Annotated in this window: 20 protein-coding genes, 3 tRNA genes and 1 riboswitch; of the genes, 13 read left to right on the top strand and 10 right to left on the bottom strand. The window is 62.1% G+C overall.

The genetic code is table 11. The features are described from left to right. Positions 1–12: 12 nt before the first annotated feature. Positions 13–558, top strand: coding sequence for an RNA polymerase sigma factor (locus HNQ39_RS27895; RefSeq protein ID WP_184203884.1), 546 nt, complete (start codon positions 13–15; stop codon positions 556–558). Then, a complete protein-coding gene (locus tag HNQ39_RS27890; protein WP_184203883.1) occupies positions 551–1,852 on the top strand; it encodes a zf-HC2 domain-containing protein in 1,302 nt (433 codons plus the stop codon). Before HNQ39_RS27895 ends, HNQ39_RS27890 begins: the two co-directional genes overlap by 8 nt. Here the strand turns inward: HNQ39_RS27890 and HNQ39_RS27885 are convergent. From HNQ39_RS27885 to HNQ39_RS27870, 4 genes are all read right to left on the bottom strand, one after another. Further along, positions 1,826–2,641 carry a PIG-L deacetylase family protein gene (locus HNQ39_RS27885; protein ID WP_184203882.1) on the bottom strand — a complete coding sequence of 272 codons (816 nt, stop codon included), beginning with the start codon at positions 2,639–2,641 and terminating at the stop codon, positions 1,826–1,828. The two genes, HNQ39_RS27890 and HNQ39_RS27885, sit on opposite strands and share 27 nt — an antisense overlap. A gap of 13 nt (positions 2,642–2,654) precedes the next feature. Then, positions 2,655–3,695, bottom strand: a complete 1,041-nt coding sequence (locus HNQ39_RS27880) for a LacI family DNA-binding transcriptional regulator (RefSeq protein WP_184203881.1) — start codon at positions 3,693–3,695, stop codon at positions 2,655–2,657. A 118-nt stretch (positions 3,696–3,813) separates the two neighbouring features. Further along, positions 3,814–4,614, bottom strand: a complete 801-nt coding sequence (locus HNQ39_RS27875) for a mechanosensitive ion channel family protein (RefSeq protein WP_184203880.1) — start codon at positions 4,612–4,614, stop codon at positions 3,814–3,816. Between the two features lie 59 nt (positions 4,615–4,673). Next, positions 4,674–6,389, bottom strand: a complete 1,716-nt coding sequence (locus tag HNQ39_RS27870) for an amidase (RefSeq protein ID WP_221290402.1) — start codon at positions 6,387–6,389, stop codon at positions 4,674–4,676. 72 nt (positions 6,390–6,461) lie between these two features. Between HNQ39_RS27870 and HNQ39_RS27865 the strand changes: the two genes are divergently transcribed. The 9 genes from HNQ39_RS27865 (at position 6,462) to HNQ39_RS27825 (ending at position 11,176) form a co-directional block, all read left to right on the top strand. Beyond that, positions 6,462–6,534 (top strand) — tRNA-Met (locus HNQ39_RS27865). A 146-nt stretch (positions 6,535–6,680) separates the two neighbouring features. Further along, positions 6,681–6,809, top strand: a tRNA-OTHER gene (locus tag HNQ39_RS27860). A 147-nt stretch (positions 6,810–6,956) separates the two neighbouring features. Beyond that, positions 6,957–7,028, top strand: a tRNA-Trp gene (locus HNQ39_RS27855). A gap of 149 nt (positions 7,029–7,177) precedes the next feature. Beyond that, entirely contained in the window at positions 7,178–8,755 is a 1,578-nt protein-coding gene (locus HNQ39_RS27850; RefSeq protein ID WP_184203879.1) for a TROVE domain-containing protein, read from the top strand. Positions 8,756–8,787: 32 nt separating this feature from the next. Then, positions 8,788–9,153 (top strand): competence type IV pilus major pilin ComGC, encoded by a 366-nt coding sequence (locus tag HNQ39_RS27845; protein WP_184203878.1) that lies wholly within the window; start codon positions 8,788–8,790, stop codon positions 9,151–9,153. 42 nt (positions 9,154–9,195) lie between these two features. After that, positions 9,196–9,804 (top strand): cytochrome P460 family protein, encoded by a 609-nt coding sequence (locus HNQ39_RS27840; protein WP_184203877.1) that lies wholly within the window; start codon positions 9,196–9,198, stop codon positions 9,802–9,804. 72 nt (positions 9,805–9,876) lie between these two features. Next, positions 9,877–10,104, top strand: coding sequence for a hypothetical protein (locus HNQ39_RS27835; protein WP_184203876.1), 228 nt, complete (start codon positions 9,877–9,879; stop codon positions 10,102–10,104). Then, positions 10,101–10,550: an HNH endonuclease gene (locus HNQ39_RS30895; RefSeq protein WP_184203875.1), complete on the top strand. Its 450-nt coding sequence runs from the start codon at positions 10,101–10,103 to the stop codon at positions 10,548–10,550. Before HNQ39_RS27835 ends, HNQ39_RS30895 begins: the two co-directional genes overlap by 4 nt. Next, a complete protein-coding gene (locus HNQ39_RS27825; protein ID WP_184203874.1) occupies positions 10,547–11,176 on the top strand; it encodes a formylglycine-generating enzyme family protein in 630 nt (209 codons plus the stop codon). The genes HNQ39_RS30895 and HNQ39_RS27825 overlap by 4 nt, the downstream gene beginning before the upstream one ends. Before the next feature lie 60 nt (positions 11,177–11,236). Here HNQ39_RS27825 and ahcY read toward each other — a convergent pair whose 3' ends face one another. Next, positions 11,237–12,664, bottom strand: coding sequence for an adenosylhomocysteinase (gene ahcY / locus HNQ39_RS27820; RefSeq protein WP_184203873.1), 1,428 nt, complete (start codon positions 12,662–12,664; stop codon positions 11,237–11,239). 195 nt (positions 12,665–12,859) lie between these two features. Then, positions 12,860–12,924: riboswitch (S-adenosyl-L-homocysteine riboswitch) on the bottom strand. Positions 12,925–13,017: 93 nt separating this feature from the next. On the opposite strand from ahcY, the gene HNQ39_RS27815 reads away from it, so the two are divergent. Continuing rightward, positions 13,018–14,964 carry a DUF6785 family protein gene (locus tag HNQ39_RS27815; protein ID WP_184203872.1) on the top strand — a complete coding sequence of 649 codons (1,947 nt, stop codon included), beginning with the start codon at positions 13,018–13,020 and terminating at the stop codon, positions 14,962–14,964. A gap of 337 nt (positions 14,965–15,301) precedes the next feature. Further along, positions 15,302–15,553, top strand: a complete 252-nt coding sequence (locus HNQ39_RS27810; RefSeq protein WP_184203871.1) for a hypothetical protein — start codon at positions 15,302–15,304, stop codon at positions 15,551–15,553. 10 nt (positions 15,554–15,563) lie between these two features. On the opposite strand, the gene HNQ39_RS27805 is transcribed toward HNQ39_RS27810, so the two are convergent. The 5 genes from HNQ39_RS27805 to trpE form a co-directional block, all read right to left on the bottom strand. Next, positions 15,564–16,133, bottom strand: a complete 570-nt coding sequence (locus HNQ39_RS27805) for an anthranilate synthase component II (protein ID WP_184203870.1) — start codon at positions 16,131–16,133, stop codon at positions 15,564–15,566. Further along, on the bottom strand, positions 16,117–16,506 hold the full coding sequence (locus HNQ39_RS27800; protein ID WP_184203869.1) for a hypothetical protein: 390 nt from the start codon (positions 16,504–16,506) through the stop codon (positions 16,117–16,119). The genes HNQ39_RS27805 and HNQ39_RS27800 overlap by 17 nt, the downstream gene beginning before the upstream one ends. Then, entirely contained in the window at positions 16,499–16,882 is a 384-nt protein-coding gene (locus HNQ39_RS27795; protein ID WP_184203868.1) for a hypothetical protein, read from the bottom strand. Before HNQ39_RS27795 ends, HNQ39_RS27800 begins: the two co-directional genes overlap by 8 nt. Then, the gene (locus tag HNQ39_RS27790; RefSeq protein ID WP_221290400.1) at positions 16,879–17,175 is read right to left on the bottom strand and encodes an antibiotic biosynthesis monooxygenase family protein; all 297 of its coding nucleotides are present in this window, start codon (positions 17,173–17,175) and stop codon (positions 16,879–16,881) included. Before HNQ39_RS27790 ends, HNQ39_RS27795 begins: the two co-directional genes overlap by 4 nt. Positions 17,176–17,311: 136 nt before the next feature. Continuing rightward, positions 17,312–18,895 carry an anthranilate synthase component I gene (gene trpE, locus HNQ39_RS27785; RefSeq protein ID WP_184203866.1) on the bottom strand — a complete coding sequence of 528 codons (1,584 nt, stop codon included), beginning with the start codon at positions 18,893–18,895 and terminating at the stop codon, positions 17,312–17,314. Between the last annotated feature and the right edge of the window lie 88 nt (positions 18,896–18,983).

Raw genomic sequence — 18,983 nt, 5'->3', positions numbered from 1 at the left:
AAAGAAGCGACGATGAAATCGGAGGAGGCCCGCTGGATCGCGGGACTGCGTCGTGGCGATGCAGCGGCGTTTGCTTGGCTCCTGGACACGTTCGGAGGACGAGTCCATGGGCTTGCACGTCGCTACGCCCGCTGTGACGCCGACGCCGACGACCTCACCCAGGAGATCTTTGTGGCGCTGCATGCCAGCCTGCCCAAGTTCCGGGGAGAGGCCGCCCTCTCGACCTTCATCTACCGGGTTGCCATGAACCACTGCCTGAAACACCGTGCCCGTCAGAAACCGGAGAGCGTCCCCTACGACGACCTCCCGCTGGCCGCCTCCGAGACCGATGCCCCCGAGCGTGCCGCTGCCCGTAAAGAGCTGGCGCGGACTTTGGAGACGGCCCTGGGCACGCTTACCGAAGAGCACCGCCAGATTGTCGTGCTGCACGAGCTCCACGGCCTCACCTACAGCGAGTGCGCCACCGCGCTGGGGGTGCCCGTGGGGACCGTCAAGTCGCGGCTCTTTCATGCGTTTCGCAAGCTCCGCGTCCAGCTGGAGGGCTACGTCCGTGCCTGAGTGTAAGAGCGCCTTGCAAGAGGACCTGAAGGCCTACCTCGATGGCGAGCTCCCCACAGCCCGCCGCGTGGCGGTCGAGCGCCACCTCACCGACTGCGCAGCCTGCCAGAGCGAGCTGGAGGGGCTCCGCCTGCTCTCCACGACACTGGTCGAGGCCTTGCCCGCGGCCGCACCGCTCCCCGATGCTCTGCGCGCCCGCATCCTCGCCAGCCTCCCAGAGTCAGCCGCGCCCCGTCCCTTCTCTCTGCCTTTCTGGCGTCGCCCTGGCCCCATGGCGGCCTTTAGCGGGGTCCTGGCGATGGGCTGCGCCGCCTGGCTCTGGGTGCGCACCTCCGGCTCGGCTACCCCGCAGACGAGTGCCGCCGTCGAAGTCGCAAAGACTGTCAGCCCCGCCGTGGCTCCCCAAATACAAAGCACAGGGGAGAGTCTCGCCCAAGACACCGGGATGGGTGCGCCTGCCGTAGCAGCCCTCCCTGAGAAGAAAACCGCCCAGATGGCACTTGCGGGCGTAGCCTCCGCAAGCCGCCCCGCAGCACCTGTGTCCCCGGTCAAGGAAGACGCCGAGAGGGTCGCGCCAAAAGCGGCGAACCTGCCTCAGCCTCCTCTCGCCGCGCCCCGCCGCGCGGAGCTAGACACCGCGCGGGCCGGGGAGCAAGCACTGGCGGCCTCCACCGCGGAGCAGCTCAAGCTCCGATCCAACAGCGAGAGGCGGTATATCCATCTCCCCGAGCCCTCGCTCAGTCCTGACCAAGCGGGAAACGAGAGCTTGGGAATGGCAAAGAAGGACAGTTCCGACAAAAGGTCCGAGCAAGCAATCGCGAGAGGCGCTTCTGGTTTTGGAGGAGGCTTTGGCGCAAAGGCAAAACTCGCCCCCCCGACAGCCTACACGCTCACCGTTCCCAAGGGGAAGAAAGCCGAGACCCAAGAGGCGCTTCGGAAGCTCGCGGCGGAGCTGGAGGTGGACCTCAGTAGCGAGAGCCCCGAGCTAGAGCTGCGTGTGTCCGCCTCAGGACGAGAGCCGCTACTAGAGCGCATGAAGGCCCTTGGTGCCCTCACCGAGACCCCACCCGTCACGAATAGCCGGCCCGGTAGCGACCAGGAGCCCGCTACGCGTGCGGTGCAAAAACCTGGTGCACAGACAGGCGCGCTCGGTGGCGGCGCGGGGGGATTCGGCGGTTTTGGGGGAGGCGGCCGTGCAATGCGAGCTACCATGCCTCTGCTCAAGCTCACCGTGACCATCAAGGAAGCGGAGCAAAACGACGAAGGCTCAGTCCAGCCCAAAAAGGTGCCGTAGCTCGTCGCCTTCGGGCTGGCGGCCGTACTCACAGACCCGAAAGGCCTCGGCGTGCTGGCAGGTGCCCCCCTTGATTCGAGCGGCGGCGGAGCGCTCGGCGCGGTAGGCACCGCGGCGCTCGACAATCCTTCGCACACGGGCACGGCGGCCCGCCTCATCGGCGGGGACTTCGTGGAGAACACCGGCATTGTAGGGGAGCCACTCAAAAAACTGCGACTCATGGTGGCAGACCATGTGGGTCTTCTCATCGAGGCAGTCGTCGATCGGCACCTGAATCTCGGCGACAAAGGGCTGGATGTCTTTGAAATCGTCGTACCAATAAGCAAAGACCGGCATGCGGTCCAGGTGGCGCGTATCGGGGCACATCAGCGGGACGGTGAGCATGTAGGTGGCGTCTAAGACAAGCTGAGCGGTGTAGCGGTGGTCCCGGTGGTAGTCGAGGGGGCGGTTGAAGAGCACGAGATCGGGGCCCTTGCCGGGCTCGCCAAAGCGGCGCAGGCAGCGCACCATCGCCTCGGTGCTGGGTAGATCGACATAGACCTCGCCGTCGTGCACGCCCAGGGTCTCGTAGCTCGCTCCAATCACCGCCGCCGCCTCTTGGGCCTCGATCAGCCGCCGGGCCGCCAGCGCCTCAGGGGCGATCTTGTACTCATCGGCGAAGTGCCCTTTATCGCCATTGGTCACCGAGACAAACTTTACCGAGTCGCCGCGACGGCGCAGGCGGGTGGCCAGCCCCCCCACATTGAGCTCGTTGTCGTCGGGGTGGGCGCCAATACAGAGAATGTGCATGGGCTATTGTAGCCTAAGCAGCCGGTGGTGCACAGGAGCCGCGCTCCTCCAGGAGGGGGGAGAGGTAGTACTGCTTGCGCTCGACCGGCTCACCGCTCAGGAGCCGCCCCACCGTGCGCCCCACCTCTGCGGCAACCTCGTGCTGTCGGACTAGGATCGTGGTGGTGGTCGGCAGGATGCGGCGCATGAACCGCGCGTTCAGACAGGTGAGCACGGAGACATCCTCGGGGACACGCTTCCCCAGATCACTCAGGGCGCGCAGTACCCCCAGCGCCCCCAGCTCATCGGAGGCAAAGATCGCCGTCGGCGGGTCGGGCTGGGTGAAGAGGGAGCGGGTGTAGGCATAGAGTCCCTCTTCTCCCCAGACACGATCTTCGTAGCGCGCGCTCTGCTCCAGGCCCAGTCCCCTGCAAGCGTCCAGGTAGCCTTGGTAGCGCCCCTCTCCCGCCCGAAAGTCCCGTCCAATATTCTGGAAAAAGATCCGGCGGTGCCCCCAGCCTGCCAGGTACTCGACCGCAAGCTTTCCCACGGCGTGGTTGTCCATCCCCACCGCGAGACTCTCGGGCTCCAGCGCCGTCCCACGGATCACAAAGGGCTGGTTCATCGCCCGTAGCAGCGCCGGCCGGGGATCGTCGGTGCGCATGTCCGTGAGCACCAGAAGATCGCAGCTCCGGGCACGGGCGAGCTGGGCCAAGGAGTCAGCGGCATTGTCTTTCCAGGAGTGGAGCAGGAGCTGGAGGCCAAACTCGCTCAGGGTTCCGGTGAGGGCCCCGATAATCTCATGGTAGTGCGGCGAGAGCTCGTAGTCCCCTCCCGGCTCGACCACCAGCCCAATCGTATCGGTGCGGCCTTGGGCAAGGTTCTGCGCGGCCTTGTTGGGCTGGTAGCCCAGCTCTTGCGCCACACGCCGGATGTGCTGCTGCTTCTCCACCCCAACACTGCGGCCCTCGCGTAGGCGGTTGTTGAGCACGCGCGAGACCTCCGAGCGGGAGACTCCGACACGCTGAGCGATATCTTCAAGCCGCACGGAGCGGCGACGTCCAGGCTCTTCCATAGAATGAAGTTTTCCCCCAACCGATTGGGTAGAGATATTAAACAACCTGAACAAAAAAAATGCAAGACCGGGCGGAGAGACCCTCCACCCGGCTCAGCTCTCGCAGGGTGCCTGAAGGCTAGTGCTGGCGCACCACTACAGCCTGCTCGGGAGCGGCGAAGCCCTTCTCGTCACAGTAGGCCAAGATCGCCTTGTTGGAGTCGAAGTAGACCTGCCAGTAGCTATCGTTGTGACAGTAGGGACGAATGGCCAGCAGTGGCCCCCCGGCACGAAACTCCAGAATCTCGATATTGGGTGCAGGCTCACTCAAGACATTTGGGATCGCCAGCAGGCGTTGCTGTAGCTCCGAGGCAATCATTGGGAGATTGGCATCCGCACCGAAGTGGCGCGTGAGGTCCACACGGCGGTAGGCATTGTGGGAGAAGTTTTGGATGTTATCCGCAAAAATCTTGCCATTGCCCACGACTGTTAGGACATTGTCCGGGGTGTTGATCTTACTAGCGAAGATCCCAATCTCGGTCACCGTGCCCGTGATCCCCCCCGCGCTGATAAAGTCTCCCACCTTGAAGGGGCGCAGTACCATCAGAAAGACCCCTGAGGCAAAGTTGGAGAGCAGGCCGCTCATCGCGGTGCCGACGGCAAGACCGGCAGCGGCAAGAAGTGCGGCAAAACTCGTGGTCTGGATTCCGAGGATTCCCAAAATCGAGATCACCAAGATGATATTTAAGACCCCTGTAACCACAGAAACGGCGTACTGTGTCAGGGTGGAGTCGATTTTCTGGCGCGACATCGAGGTTGTCAGGAGCTTCCCTGCCATACCAATGACCCAGCGCCCTACAATAAATGCTAAAAATGCCATCAACAGCTGCTGACCAAGTTCTACGCCTTTAGTAGAGAGCAGCTCCATCACTTTATTCATTCCTTCTACCTTTCATCCGGTGTATTTGTCGCAGAGAGGCAGAAGGATGTTCCCTAAAATCAGCGTTTGAGGGCGGGAGGCTCGACTGGGAGATTTTCCACAGCGGGCCACTGGGTATGCCACTCGGTTGCTTGCTCGTAGGCGAAGGCGAGGCGCAAGATCGCCTCCTCGCGGAAGAGGTTCCCCGTGAACTCGATTGAGATTGGGAGGCCGCGCTCGCTCTTGCCGCAGCGGGTAAGCAGGGTGGGGTGCCCTGTGAGGTTGGTGTAGGTGATGCTGGGCGCACTCCCCGCGGGTGTGACGTAGACATCGACCGCACTGAGCGCGGCGACCATCTCTTGCTGGAGCCGGCGACGAACACGCTGGGCTTGGAGGTAGTCGGCGGCGGGGACGAGTGCGCCCTCACGGAACGTATTGGGCCAAGCGTTGTTGCCCTGCTGCACCAGCTCCCGCAGTCCCCCCGAGGCCGCTAGCTCCGCAAACGCCGCCGCCCCCTCCGCATGAATGGTCAGGCCCGGGATCGCCCCGTACGCGGGGTCCAGCTTGGGGAGCTTGACGGGCTTGGGCACGACTCCCAGCCCTCGGAGCACGGTCAGCACTTCTTTTTGCGCCCCACTCGCCCGCTCAAAGCCCGCCTCATCGAAGCCCACCCGGAGCGCGGAGAGCTTGCTCTCGGGCCGCCAGCTAAAGGGAATGTTCTCCAAGACACTGTCGTCGTGGCCATCGGGGCCGTGGATCGCCGCAAAGACCAGCGCACAGTCCTCGACACTGCGGCAGATCGGGCCGATCTTGTCCATGGTCCAGGAGAGGGCCATCGCGCCGTGGCGGGAGACCCGGCCAAAGGTGGGGCGCAGGCCGGTCGCGCCGCACTCACGGCTCGGGGAGACGATGCTCCCGTAGGTCTCGGTGCCAATGGCAAAGCCCACCAGCCCCGCCGCCACCGCGCTCGCCGAGCCCGCCGACGACCCCGACGAGCCCCGGGTGACGTCCCACGGGTTGCGCGTGATCCCGCCAAACCAGACATCGCCCATCGCCAGCTCCCCCATCGAGAACTTGGCACAGAGCACCGCCCCGGCGTCACGCAGGCGCGTCGCGACCGTCGCCTCAAGCCCCTCCAGGGTCTGGTTTTTATAGGGCGGCGCGCCAAAGGTGGTGCGGGTGCCCTTCACAAAAAAGAGGTCCTTGAGCCCGTAGGGAATCCCATGCAGCGGCCCGCGCCACTTGCCCGCCGCGATTTCCTTATCGGCCTGCTCAGCCTGCTCCCGCGCCGTGTCCTCCAGAAGCGAGACCACGCACAAGAGGCGCGGGCCGTAGGTGCGCAGCCGCTCCAAATACATCTCTGTGAGCTGGACACTGGTGAGCTTCTTGGTCACCAAGAGGCGCGTGAGGGTCGCGACACTGGCAAAGGCCAGGCTCTTGAGATCGCCCTCAAACTTGGGAGTCTTGGCCTTGGAGAGCTTGACCTCGCTCTTGCCCGTGGGCAGGGTCACCCCCGCGATCACCGGGTTGAAGTGAAAGGCGGGTGGGAGCTGCCCGATCAGCGCGCTGGTACGTACGGCCTTGAGGCTCTGCTGGAACCCTGGCATCCCCGTCAGAAGCTGCGCCCGCTCCGCCTCCGTGGTCTCTCGCCCAATCAGCCTATCGGCAGCCGCGAGCTCGCCCGTGGTCAGCTTCTCACTCTTTGCGGTCTCCTGCGCCTCGGCCTCGCCCGCCAGCGCCCCCACCGCCGCCACGGCGGCTCCCGTTACCATCTCTCGTCGGCTGATTTTTTTCATGGACTATTTTAGCACGGACATAAAACCCTGCGATATTGCTCTCGCCAGTGGTTGACACGCCGCGGGCACTGCTGCGAAGTGGACAAGCGGTTAAGTCGCCAGTCTCATAATCTGGAGAGCGTGGGTTCAAGTCCCACCTTCGCGCCTGTTTCACCCTTGCCGGGGGCTGAAAGTCCTCGGCTAAGAAGAGGGAGCGTCCCGAGGACGCAGAGGGATACGCCGCCTGCGCGTCCTCGGGACGCTCCTTTCGGGGAGCCGGGTATTTTCAATGCCCGCTGCGGTTGTTTTTGTAGGAGCGTAGCTCAGTTGGGTAGAGCAGGAATTCCGTTTCCGCCCCTTGCCTGGTTGCAGTGCCGGGCCGAAGGTGACGGTTATCGATTTCTCATCGCCGGGTCGTGGGTTCGAGTCCCACCGCTCCTATCGCGGAAAATTTAAGAACGGGCCGTAGCCATCGGGTTATCTGATCAAGCCAACACCGGCTGGTCTTCGCGCAAGCGGAAAAACCTGCCAGCCAAACACAGCTCCGACGGCGCTCCTTGCCCGTTCTGCCTTCTTTCAAAATCTCCTAGGGGTGTGGCGCAATGGTAGCGCAGTGGACTCCAAATCCAAAGGTTGCAGGTTCGAGTCCTGTCACCCCTGTTTTTCCCGCCCGTTGGAGGGGCGGGACTGGAGAGCGCTACGCGCTACGAAGGCCGTGCCGGCCATAAAAACATTTCCCAATACTCCCTACCTTATTGTCCCCCCGCCGGGCGGGGGTTAGGGGGGAAATCGCGAGGAGAAAACACAAAATGAGCTACCTAAAGAACATCTTAAACAAGAACGCGACGCCGCAGAGCCAGCCGATTCCCGGCACCAAGCAGGTGCTCAACTCGGCGGGGGGCTACAGCTTCCCGGTGGACTGCTGGACACAGCTAGAGCGATTCTTGATCTTGGGTTCTGAGGGCGGCTCGTACTACGCCAGCGAGCAGAAGCTGACAATAGACAACGCGCAGGCAGTCCAGGCATGCGTCCAGGCCGACGGTCTGCGTGCGGTGAAGACCATTGCGCGGGTCTCCGACTCGGGCCGGGCACCCAAGAACGATCCGGCGATCTTTGCGCTGGCGATCGCGGCGGCGGAGGGCGACGACAAGACACGCGCTGCCGCACTGGCCGCCCTACCGACCGTCTGCCGGACCGGGACACATCTCTTCCACTTCGCGCAGTTTGTCGATGGCATGCGCGGCTGGGGTCGTGGGCTACGCAACGCCGTCGGGGCGTGGTACGCCCAGAAGGATGCCGATGCACTGGCCTACCAGGCGGTCAAGTACCAGCAGCGCGATGGCTGGAGCCACCGGGATCTGCTGCGTCTGAGTCACCCCAAGCCGGAGAACGAGCAGAAGAAGGCGCTCTACCACTGGATCACGCAGGGAAGTGCAGGGGAAAATATCCCCGCGCTGGTCGCGGCCTTCGAGCAGGCGAAGCGTGCGGAGACAGCCGCGGAGCTTGTGGGGCTGATCCGTGACACCAACCTGCCACGCGAGGCGATCCCTACCCCGTTCCTGACCGAGAAGTCGGTGTGGGAGGCGCTGCTGGCAAGTGGGATGCCGCTCACGGCGCTGCTACGGAACCTGGCGACCCTGACCCGCGTGGGCATCTTCGAGGACAGCGAGCAGGTCAAGGCCGTCAGCGAGCGGCTGACCAACCCCGACTCGCTGAAGAAGGCACGGGTTCATCCGATCGCGGTGCTGGCGGCGCTCAAGACCTACGGGTCGGGCAAGGGCGTCCGTGGGAGTAGCACCTGGAAGCCGGTGGGCAAGCTGGTGGATGCGCTGGATGCAGCGTTCTACGCGAGCTTCGGCAATGTCGAGGCGACCAAGAGGCGCTGGGTGCTGGCACTGGATGTCTCGGGCTCGATGAGCTTTGGCGATATCGCAGGAATCCCCGGCCTCACCCCGCGCGATGCGTCGGCGGCGATGGCACTGATCACGGCGGCGACCGAGGACAACTACCGAATGGTGGCGTTCCAGGACAAGCTGACCGAGCTGAGAATCACGCCCCGCCAGCGGCTCGATGATGTGGTTCGCGGCATCTCGAACCTGCCGTTTGGCAGCACGGACTGCGCCCAGCCGATGCTCTGGGCGAAGGAGAATCAGGTGAAAGCCGATGCCTTCGTGGTCTACACGGACTCGGAGACCTGGCACGGGAAGGTGCACCCGGTGCAGGCCCTGCGCGACTACCGACAGGCCATGGGCATCCCCGCCAAGCTAATCGTCGTGGGGATGGTGAGCAATCGCTTCTCTATCGCCGATCCCAGCGATGGTGGGTGCTTAGATGTGGTCGGCTTCGACACGGCAACGCCGCAGCTGCTGTCCGACTTCGTGCGCTAAGGGAAAATACGTTTCACACCGACAATCTCGGTGTGAAACGTGCCCGAAATGCCTTTACCCTGATTGAGATCATGGTAGCGATCCTCATTGTCACGGTCCTGATGACGATCGCGATTCCCAACTTCATCCGTGCGCGCGCGTCGTCACAAGGGCGCTCGTGTGTCCGCAACCTCCGCCAGATCGACTCTGCCAAGCAGCAGTACGCGATGGACAACCACCTCAGCGCCGGCTCCACCATGCCCGCCCTCTCGGTATTCTGTGGCAACGGCTCGACTACCTACATCAAGGGAAACACCCCCACGTGCCCCTCGGGCGGCACCTACACCGTCAACAACCTCGATACCGACCCCACCTGCTCCATCGGCACCAACGCCGCCGTCGCCCACGTCTTGCCGTAGTCCCCCTTGCTAAAGCGGTACACTACAGGTTAGGAGGCCGCTATGATACCGCGTCTGATCGGAAACATTGTTGTTGGGGGAGTTGGGTTGGGGCTAGGAGTGCTGGTGCTCTCCCAGAGGCCCCCTACACCGCGACCTACCCCAGTTACATCACTCCCCACCCCGGAGCAAGTGCTACAAGCCTACTCCGGCTACCGCGTCTTGGAGAAAGACCGTCACGTCAATAAAGTACTGACCCTGCTATGCCGCGGCCCTTTACCCGAAGAGATCGCCGCCGCGGAAAAACTCAGTGGCCCCCATGCCTCCTCTGTTATCAACGTGCTGAGCAATGCTCTCGCCGAGAAGGCCCTCAAGACAGGTGCCACAACTTTTCCACCCGGAGCGGTTCTGGTGAAGGACAAGTACTCGCTCGGGGGCGTGGCGGGGATGATCAAGCGCGAGGCGGGCTACAACCCGGCCAGCGGCGACTGGGAGTTCTTCATCCGGGAGAAAGGCGGCCCCCTGGCGAAGGGAAAGCTCGCCAACTGTGTCTCCTGCCACGCGACAGCGACCGGCCCGGATCATCTTTTTGTCCCTTGGGCCGCACGAAAGTACAACGACGCGCTGCACAAAGCCCACCCGGACTACGAGTTTCCCGGCACCCGAAGATAGCTCTCTCCCCGGTGGCGGTAAGTTGGGAAGGGAAAAACTCTTCCCTTGTTGAACCCTCTCTCGGAGAATCTGATGCCCGAAACCGAAAAAATCGTTGCTGAGTTCGATGCCCTCCTAGATGCAGCAAGCGATCGGATGGAAGCGGAGACAGCCGAGCTACGCGAGCGTAACCTGCGTCTGGAGAGCCTCCTGGCAGAGAAGACTGCCATCGTCAAAAACCTGGAAGATGCCTGGAAAGTGGCTCAGCGACGACGGCGACGGATAGATGCGGAGATCGCCCAGCTCCTCAAAGCCGCATGATCTCTGCCCGGCTACGTCGCGAGATACGTTCTCTTTATGGAGCCTGTTGTGGCTACTGTGGGGTTTGTGAAGAGGATGTTGGCTCCGCGCTGACCCTGGATCACTTTCAGCCCGTCGCCTCCCAAGGGCAGGATACTCGCGAAAATCTGGTTTACTGTTGCTTCGCCTGCAACGCTTTCAAAGGGGATTACTGGCCCGACGATCCCAATTTGCGCCTAGAATCCGATGGATACCTCACTGCCCTTACCCCAGCAGGAGAGCGTCAGATCCATCTTCTCCATCTGAATCGCCCTCCTCTGATTCGTCAGCGTTTCCGTGCGCAAGAGCGCCGCCTTGAACGACGAACGCACCAGGAACTCCGAAGAGAGCTAGAGCAGATGGAGCACCGTCTCCAAAGACTAGAGCGCCTTTTTCCCTTTGACGACGAGGGAGAAAGTAGCCTATGAGTTTCTTTTCCGCTCCGAGAACCTTGGAACAATATAAATCAAAGCTTGTCAGCGTTCCCCTTGATTGTGACAGTGCGTTTTATATCGGTAGAGTGCCTGTCACCGTGGCTATGTGGGAAGAGTTTTGTGAGGCCACCAACTTCTCTGTCCCGTGGAGCATGAAAGTTGGCGGTGGGATGGCTCACAAAGATCGTTTTGTTGTCGGGGTCAGTTGGGAAGATGCTCAGGCGTATCTTCAGTGGGCTGGAATGATACTCCCCACCACGCAGCAATGGGAGCTAGCGGTAAACAAATTCCATATTGGATCTGGCATCTACGAATGGTGCCAAGATGCGTTGGATGAGATTACGGCGGCTCAGATTGAAGCGGAGTGGCAGGCTTTTCGGGAAGAGTATCCCTGCGATGTCATCATGGGTGATGAGCTCACAGAACCAGACGAGGAAGAGATTCGCCTCGTTGCTGAAGAGATCGCTCGGGAGATCAAAGCCAAAGAGGCCGCGCCTCCCCCCATGATTTCACGGGCGACACGCGGCCCTGACTGGCGAACAAAACGCTCTCCGTTCTACGGCCAAAAGCATCGTAGCTATGAGCTTGGATTCCGTGGGGTTGTACTAGGACTGGAATAGATACAAAAATACCCCTCCTTTGCCTTTAGGGGAGGGAGGGGCTGGGGGTGGGAGAGGTTCCTAGTACCGATAAGTGTCGGGCTTGTAGGGGCCTTCTTGCTTGACGCCGATATAGGCGGCCTGCTCCGGGGTGAGCTCGGTGAGCATCGCGCCGAGCTTGGAGAGCTGGAGGCGGGCGACCTTCTCATCGAGGTGCTTCGGGAGCACATAGACCTGGCCGACCTCGTACTTGTCGGGGTGCTGCCAGAGCTCGATCTGCGCCAGGGTCTGGTTGGCGAAGCTGGACGACATGACGTAGCTCGGGTGCCCGGTGCCACAGCCCAGATTGACGAGGCGCCCCTTGGCCAGCAGGATGATGCGCTTGCCGTCGGGCCAGATCACGTGATCGACCTGTGGCTTGATCTCCTCCCACTCCAGGCTCTCCAGGCCCGCGACATCGATCTCGTTGTCGAAGTGCCCGATGTTGCAGACAATGGCCTGGTCCTTCATGTTGTCCATGTGGGCGCGGGTGATGACACTCTTATTGCCCGTCGTGGTCACAAAGATATCGGCCTTGTCGGCGGCGTACTCCATGGTCACGACACGGTAGCCCTCCATCGCGGCTTGAAGCGCATTGATGGGGTCGATCTCGGTCACCCAGACCTGGGCGGAGAGGGCGCGCAGAGCCTGGGCGCTTCCCTTGCCCACATCGCCGTAGCCACAGACCACGGCCACTTTTCCGGCGATCATCACATCGGTGGCGCGCTTGATGCCATCGACAAGGCTCTCACGGCAGCCGTAGAGGTTATCGAACTTGGACTTGGTCACGGAGTCGTTGACATTGAAGGCACGCAGCTTCAGGTCGCCCTTGCGGCTCATCTCCAGCAGGCGGTGGACTCCGGTCGTGGTCTCCTCCGTGACACCGCGCACCTCGGCCAGCCGGGTCGAGTACCAGGTCGGGTCGGTGGCGAGCTTGGCCTTAATGCTGGCGTAGAGGATGGTCTCCTCCTCGGAGCTGGGGTTGTCCAGCACGGAGAGATCGGACTCGGCCTTGGTGCCCAGGTGCAGCAGCAGGGTCGCATCCCCGCCATCGTCGAGGATCATGTTGGTGAAGCCACCGTCGGTCCACTCAAAGATCTTGTGGGTGTAGTCCCAGTACTCTTCGAGGGTCTCCCCCTTCTTGGCAAAGACCGGGGTGCCACCGTAGGCAATGGCGGCGGCGGCGTGGTCCTGGGTCGAGAAGATATTACAGCTCGCCCAGCGCACCTGCGCTCCGAGCGCCTCCAAGGTCTGGATCAGCACGGCGGTCTGGATAGTCATGTGCAGCGAGCCGGTGATGCGTGCGCCCTTGAGCGGCTGGCTAGCGGCGTACTCCTTGCGAATCGCCATCAGGCCGGGCATCTCGGTCTCGGCGATCGCGATCTCCTTGCGGCCCCAGTCGGCCAGGGAGAGATCGGCCACGATAAAGTCGGTGGCGAGGGTCTTGGTTTCCGTCTTGGTCTCGGACATAATTTTCTCACAAAAATTCTTGGTACGACACGGGCGCGGACGCGCCAGCACGGAAATCGTGCGGCTATGGGGCCTTCGGCCGCCTCCTCGTTCCTCGTCGGTAAATTTCCGAGCGAAGCGAGGCGGCGGAGGCACGACGCCCCAAAGCCGGACGTTTACCGTCACGGTACAAAGAAAAAGCCCACCTTGGTGGACTCAAGGTGAGCGCGGTTCTATAGCTGAGCCTGGTCCGCTCTCGCGGGTTGCAGCGCTCCTCAGCGTTGATAGGAGTATACCACGCTCAAAAATTTCTAAAGTATCCTTACAATAAAAAAGCAGGAATTTCAGTGCCGCTCCACGAACTCTTAGACGCTATGGCAGACTCAACGCCCTCGGTGCGTGTTCGCTGGTTACTGACCTTTCCAATTGCGCTGGTTCTTATCCTGCTCAATGCGTTCTGGGTCATCCGCGCGGAGCGTGTCGGGCAGGGGCCGTACTTCTCCACGATCTCTCTCTTTGCCAATGCGCTGTTCTTGCTGAGCCTCGTGCTACTCTTTAACTGGCCGCTACGGCGCTTTGCCCCCAAGCTCGCGCTCTCCCAGGCGGAGATCCTCCAGATCTACGCCATGGTCGCGGTGGGCGGCGCACTGGCGGGGCAGGACATGTGCTCGGCGCTGCTGCCGATGCTGGCCCACCCCTACCAGATGGGCAACGCCACCAACAACTGGCTGGAGCGCTTTGGCCCCTATCTGCCCAAGGCGGTGATGGTGGGCGATACCCCCGCGGAGAAAGAGGCGCTCAAGCTCTTCTACCAGGGCCACTCCACCCTCTACACCCCCGAGCATCTCGCCGCCTGGAAGACCCCGGTGCTGCTCTGGACCGGCTTTGTCGCGGTGCTGTTCTGGACCATGCTCTGCCTCTCGGTGCTCATGCGCCAGGGCTGGCAGGACCGCGAGCGCCTCCCCTTCCCCGTGATCGAGCTCCCGCTCCAGCTCACCGAGCAGAAGAAAGAGACCATCTGGAACAACAAGCTCTTCTGGGTTGGCTTTGGGCTGGTAGCCTCGGTCGAGATCCTCAATGGGCTGGCATCGCTCTATCCGCAGCTCCCTAAGATCAACCTCCAGCACACGGATGTGGACGGCACGGGGATCTTCGCGACCTCGCCCTTCAATGCGGCAGGCTTTACGTGCTACTCGTTCTATCCCTTTGCAGTGGGGCTGGGGTATCTCCTGCCGCTCGATCTGCTCTTCTCGTGCTGGTTCTTCTATCTGTTCTGGAAGGCGCAGCTGATCCTCTCGCGGCTCATGGCCTGGGATGTGACACCAGACTTCCCGTTTGTGCGCGAGCAGGCCTTTGGTGGCTATATCGCCATCCTGGTCTTCCTGCTCTGGAACGGGCGCAGCTACTTCGGGCAGATGTGGAAGAGTATCTGGAAGGAGAAGACAGACCTCGACGACTCCCAGGAGGCGCTGAGCTACCGCCAGGCGCTGATCGGGTTCCTGCTAGGCTTTGTGGCGCTGGTGGCCTTCTTTGCCTGGATGGGACTCTCGCCGCTGGTCTCGTTTGCCGCGTTCTTTCTCTATATCGCGCTGGCCCTCGCCGTGGGTCGCATCCGCGCGGAGCTGGGCCCGCCGGTCCATGACCTGCACTTCTCCGGCCCCGACCATATCCTGACCCGCTCGTTTGGCACCCCGGCGTTCTCCGGGCAGGACCTGACCATCCTCAACTTCTTCTACTGGTTCAACCGCGCCTACCGCTCGCACCCGATGCCCTTTGCGGTCGAGGGGCTCAAGGCGGCCAAGGATGTCAAGCTGAGCCAGCGGACGATGTTTGTGGGGCTGGTCTTGGCGGGCGCATTTGGGGCGTTCTTCGCGTTCTGGGCCTACCTGCACCTGGCCTACGACTTTGGTGCCTCAGGCAAGATGCGCGGGGGAACAGGCTTCTCCGGGGAGGCCTACAACCGCCTCAATGGCTGGATCACCCAGCCCCAGCCCCCCAACTGGGTCGCCAACGGAGCGATGGGGGTGGGTTTTCTCTTCTGCGCCCTGCTGATGATCGCGCGTATCAAGTTCCCCTGGTGGCCGTTCCACCCCATCGGCTACGCCATCTCGGGCTCGTGGAGCATGAACCTGGTGTGGATGCCCCTGCTCTTTGCCTGGATCATCAAGGGCCTGATCCTGCGCTACGGCGGCGTGCGTCTGTACCGCCAGGCCATGCCCTTCTTCCTCGGGCTGATCCTTGGACAGTGCCTCGTGGGCTCGTTCTGGCACCTGGTGGGCTGGGCGCTGGACATCCAGCCCTACTCGTTCTGGGGCGGCTAGCGAAGCGCTCATAGTGGCACGAGGGCACGGCTCTTTATTGGCTCCCACCAGACCTGCGAGCCCACTACCATGAGACAGTGTTTTTATCAAAATCAGATGAAACGAAATGTAAAATCGCTCCCTCAAAACACCTAAAAGGAACTCAATATTCATGAGACGATTCATAGGTGCAATGTTTTCTATAATGGGAGCAAGTGCCTGGGGACAGACTCCTACACAGAACCCCGTAGTACTTGATCTAAACCTTAATGCCACGGCAAACCCGCCGCGAATCTATGAACGCAAGCCAGCCCAAGCGTCGGCTATCTTACCAACATTTGATGGGATACGAGAAGCGATGAATCAGGTGACCGGCAAGCCTCTCCCAGCAGTCTGCACTCGCTACGAAGCCGCCCACACTCTGGCTACTTTTTTGCAAGATGCCACAATCCACTCCTCACGTCAGATGGCTCTGCTTCGTGGACTTCTAAAGAGTTTGCATGCCGAGCTAATCGCCATGGACTTCCCTCTCAGTAGTGTGACTCCTGTGCTTAGCCAAGCGCACATCTACATGCTGGAGAGCGGTAAGTCGGTCAGCCTCTCTCTTTAAAACAAACAAGTTAGCCCGAGCAGTGGAGAAAGTTGTGTAGCATGGCGTGGCCGTGCTCGGTGAGGACGGACTCCGGGTGGAACTGGACACCTTCGATGGGCAGGGTCTTGTGCCGCACCCCCATGATCTCGCCGTCCTCGCTGGTCGCCGTGATCTCCAGGCACTCGGGCAGGCTCGCACGCTCGATCACGAGCGAGTGGTAGCGGATAGCCGGGAAGTCGTTGGGCAGGCCCGCAAAGACCCCCACTCCCTCGTGGTGGATCGTGCTGGTCTTGCCGTGCATGAGTCGCTGTGCCCGGACGATATTGCCCCCAAAGGCATGCCCGATGCTCTGGTGCCCCAGACAGACCCCTAAAATGGGAATCTCCCCCGCGAAGCGCTGGATCACCGCCACCGAGACCCCCGCCTCCGCCGGCGAGCACGGCCCCGGCGAGATCAGCAAGTGGTCGGGCTTGAGAGCCGCGAGCTCGTCGAGCGTGATGGCATCGTTGCGGTGGACCACGATCTCCTGGCCCAGCTCTCCAAGATACTGCACCAAGTTATACGTGAACGAATCGTAGTTATCAATTACTAATATCATTATCTATTACCATTGCAGAGCATAAAAAGTATTCGAGCTGCGCCCAGCGAACCTCAGGGACGATGAGTGGTGCGTGCATCCGAAAGTCCCAGACCGCATCCGTTTCATTCTGCTCGTGCCACTGGGGCCCAAGCGCCGCTCGAATCCCCTGGTGTACGCTCTCGGGCGAGTCGTCGAGCTGCCACTCAAAGCACACTTCCTGGTACTCCGCGATCTTCCAGTAGCACTCGATAGGCCGGAGTGTCGGCTCGACAAAGGGCGCGAGCAGCGCTCCCAGCTGGTCGGCGATGGGCTGCGCGTGCGCGGCGCTCTCCGCCTCGACATAGCAGCGCAGGTAGCCGCACCAGGCCTTGTCTATCCCAGGCTCAGTCATCGAGGTCGAAGTCTTCCAAGCGCGGTGTTTTGGTTGGCTCCTCGCCCATCTCTAGGTGGCTCCAGCGGGTTCCCTCCGCCGTGGAGTCGAGCTTTTCGGCGGTCCAGCTCTCGCCCTGCAGGTACCCAAACGGGCGCTGGCAGAGGTGGCAGTAGAAGAGCAGACGCGGGCGGCTGGGCTGGTTGGGCGCGATCGCGGAGAGGTCGGGGCTACTCCCGAGGCGGAGCTCCCGGTTGGCGACACTGGGCTTGAGGATCGTGTGGCACTTGGGACACTCCAGCTGGAGCGAGCCACTGAAGAGGTGCGCGAGCCGGATCAGGTCCTCCGAGTCGAGCCGCGCCCGCTGGAGCTCCGGGCGCGGCGGGATGGGCCTCATGGAAAGCGGGACTCCCGGATTACCTCGCAGGTCTGGGAGACATACTCGGCGTAGAAGTCCGTGCGGCCGCGCTCTTGTGCGTCTTGGTGGATCGCGTTGTCGCGCCACGCCATTACCGCCTCATCGCTCTCGAACTCGGCGATCGTAACCCGCTCGCCGTCGGCGGCGGTGTAGGTCTTCATCGAGAGAAAGCCGGGCTGCTGCTTGGCCAGCTCGACCATCTTGGGCGCGAGCTCGGCGTAGGCCTCGGTGGCCTCCGGGCGGAGGCGGTTGCGGAAAACGGTGATTATCATGGGTTTCTTTCTGGCGGTCATCCCGAGGAGTTGAAAACCCCTCGCTAGAGGCAACAAGTTGCCGAAGGCCCTCTGGGCCGGAGACGAGCTCCGTCCGGCAGGACGTTCGGTGCGAAGCGCCTTCAGCGAGGAATTTTCAACTCCTCGCACTGGTCTGGGGCTCGATGATCTCAAGCCGCGTGAAGCGTCCCTCGACCACCTCGGCGAGCACGGGGACCGTGTCTAGGCCGGCCTCGGCAAACTCGACTGCGCGGCGGGCAGCGGCGGACTTATTGACGGTCTCCTCAAACTCGGCGGCGTGCTGCGAGTCGGCGACAATCCCTCCGCCAGCCTGCACATGGACTTTTCCGTTGTGGATCACGGCGGTGCGGATCGTGATCGAGGCATCGAGGTTACCGTTGTAGGAGAAGTAGCCAATCGCGCCGCCGTAGACCCCGCGCCGGGTCGGCTCCAGGCTCTCGATAATCTGCATCGCACGCACCTTGGGAGCGCCAGAGAGCGTCCCGGCAGGGAAGGTCGCGCGCAGGACATCCATCGGGGTGACCTCGCTACGGAGCTTGCCACAGACATTGCTCACAATATGCATCACATGTGAGTACTTCTCGATAATCATCAAATCCGTCACTTTAACCGAGCCGTACTCACAGACCCGCCCGATATCGTTGCGCCCTAGATCGACCAGCATGATGTGCTCGGCGCGCTCTTTCTCATCGGCGAGGAGCTCGGCTTCGAGTGCAGCATCTTCTTCGGGCGTCTCGCCGCGCTTGCGGGTTCCGGCGATGGGCCGCACCCGCACCGTGCGCTCCTCGACCGTGCAGAGAATCTCCGGCGATGCCCCCACCAAGATCGGGCCATCGTCGAACTTGAGGAAGAACATGTACGGCGACGGGTTCAGCGAGCGCAGCGCTCTATAAACATCGAACGCATCGCCGTCGAAGGGCCGCGAGAAGCGCTGCGAGAGCACGGCTTGGATAATATCGCCCCCTGCGATAAACTCCTTGGCCTCGGTGAGCATCTCCTCGTAGCGCGCGCGGGTGAGGTTGGACTCCCACGGCGGCGGGTCGCCCTTGCGCTTATTGGGCATCCCCAGCAGATCGGGGATCGGTGCCCGGAGCGCGGCGATCATGTCCTCTACTTTCTCACAGGCCTCGTCGTAGGCCGCATCCAGGTCGGTCTCCGGTTCGATATGCGCGTTGGCTAGGACAATAATCCGGTGCTTGACATGGTCGAAGATGCAGAGCGTGTCCGTGAGCATTAAATAGACATCGTCGAGGTCTAGATCGTCGTGGGTCTGCTGCCCGATCGGCTCCAAGAAGCGCACCCAGTCGTAGCCGATGTAGCCCACGGCCCCCCCCACAAAGCGCGGCAGGTTCGGGGTCTCCACAAACTTGACTTTCGCCAGCTCCGCCTCCAGCACGTGCAGCGGGTCCTCGCCCTTGGAGAGTGGGATCAGCCGTGTCTTGCCGCGCTCGGTGAGGCTGACGCTCGTCCCGCGGCTACGGAGCACGACACGCGGGTCGGAGCCGAGAAAGGAGTAGCGGGCCATGCGCTCGCCGCCCTCCACGGACTCCAGCAGGAACGCGTTGGGCCGGTGTGCCAGGCGCTTAAACGCCGAGACAGGGGTCTCCATGTCGGCTAAGATCTCCCGGCAGACAGGGATCACATTGCCCTGGGTTGCCAGTGCCTTAAAGGTCGCTCGATCGGGTGTGGTCGGAAACATAGACAAAATAAAACAGGCCCCCGGTTTGTTCAACTCGGGAGCCTGCCTCTCTTTCGTGTGCAGCGTCGGCGTCTCTCAGCTCGTAGCG

The organism is Armatimonas rosea (assembly GCF_014202505.1).
Lineage (GTDB): Bacteria > Armatimonadota > Armatimonadia > Armatimonadales > Armatimonadaceae > Armatimonas > Armatimonas rosea.
Note: the sequence above shows the minus strand (reverse complement) of the source record. Positions and strands in the feature narration are given on the sequence as shown.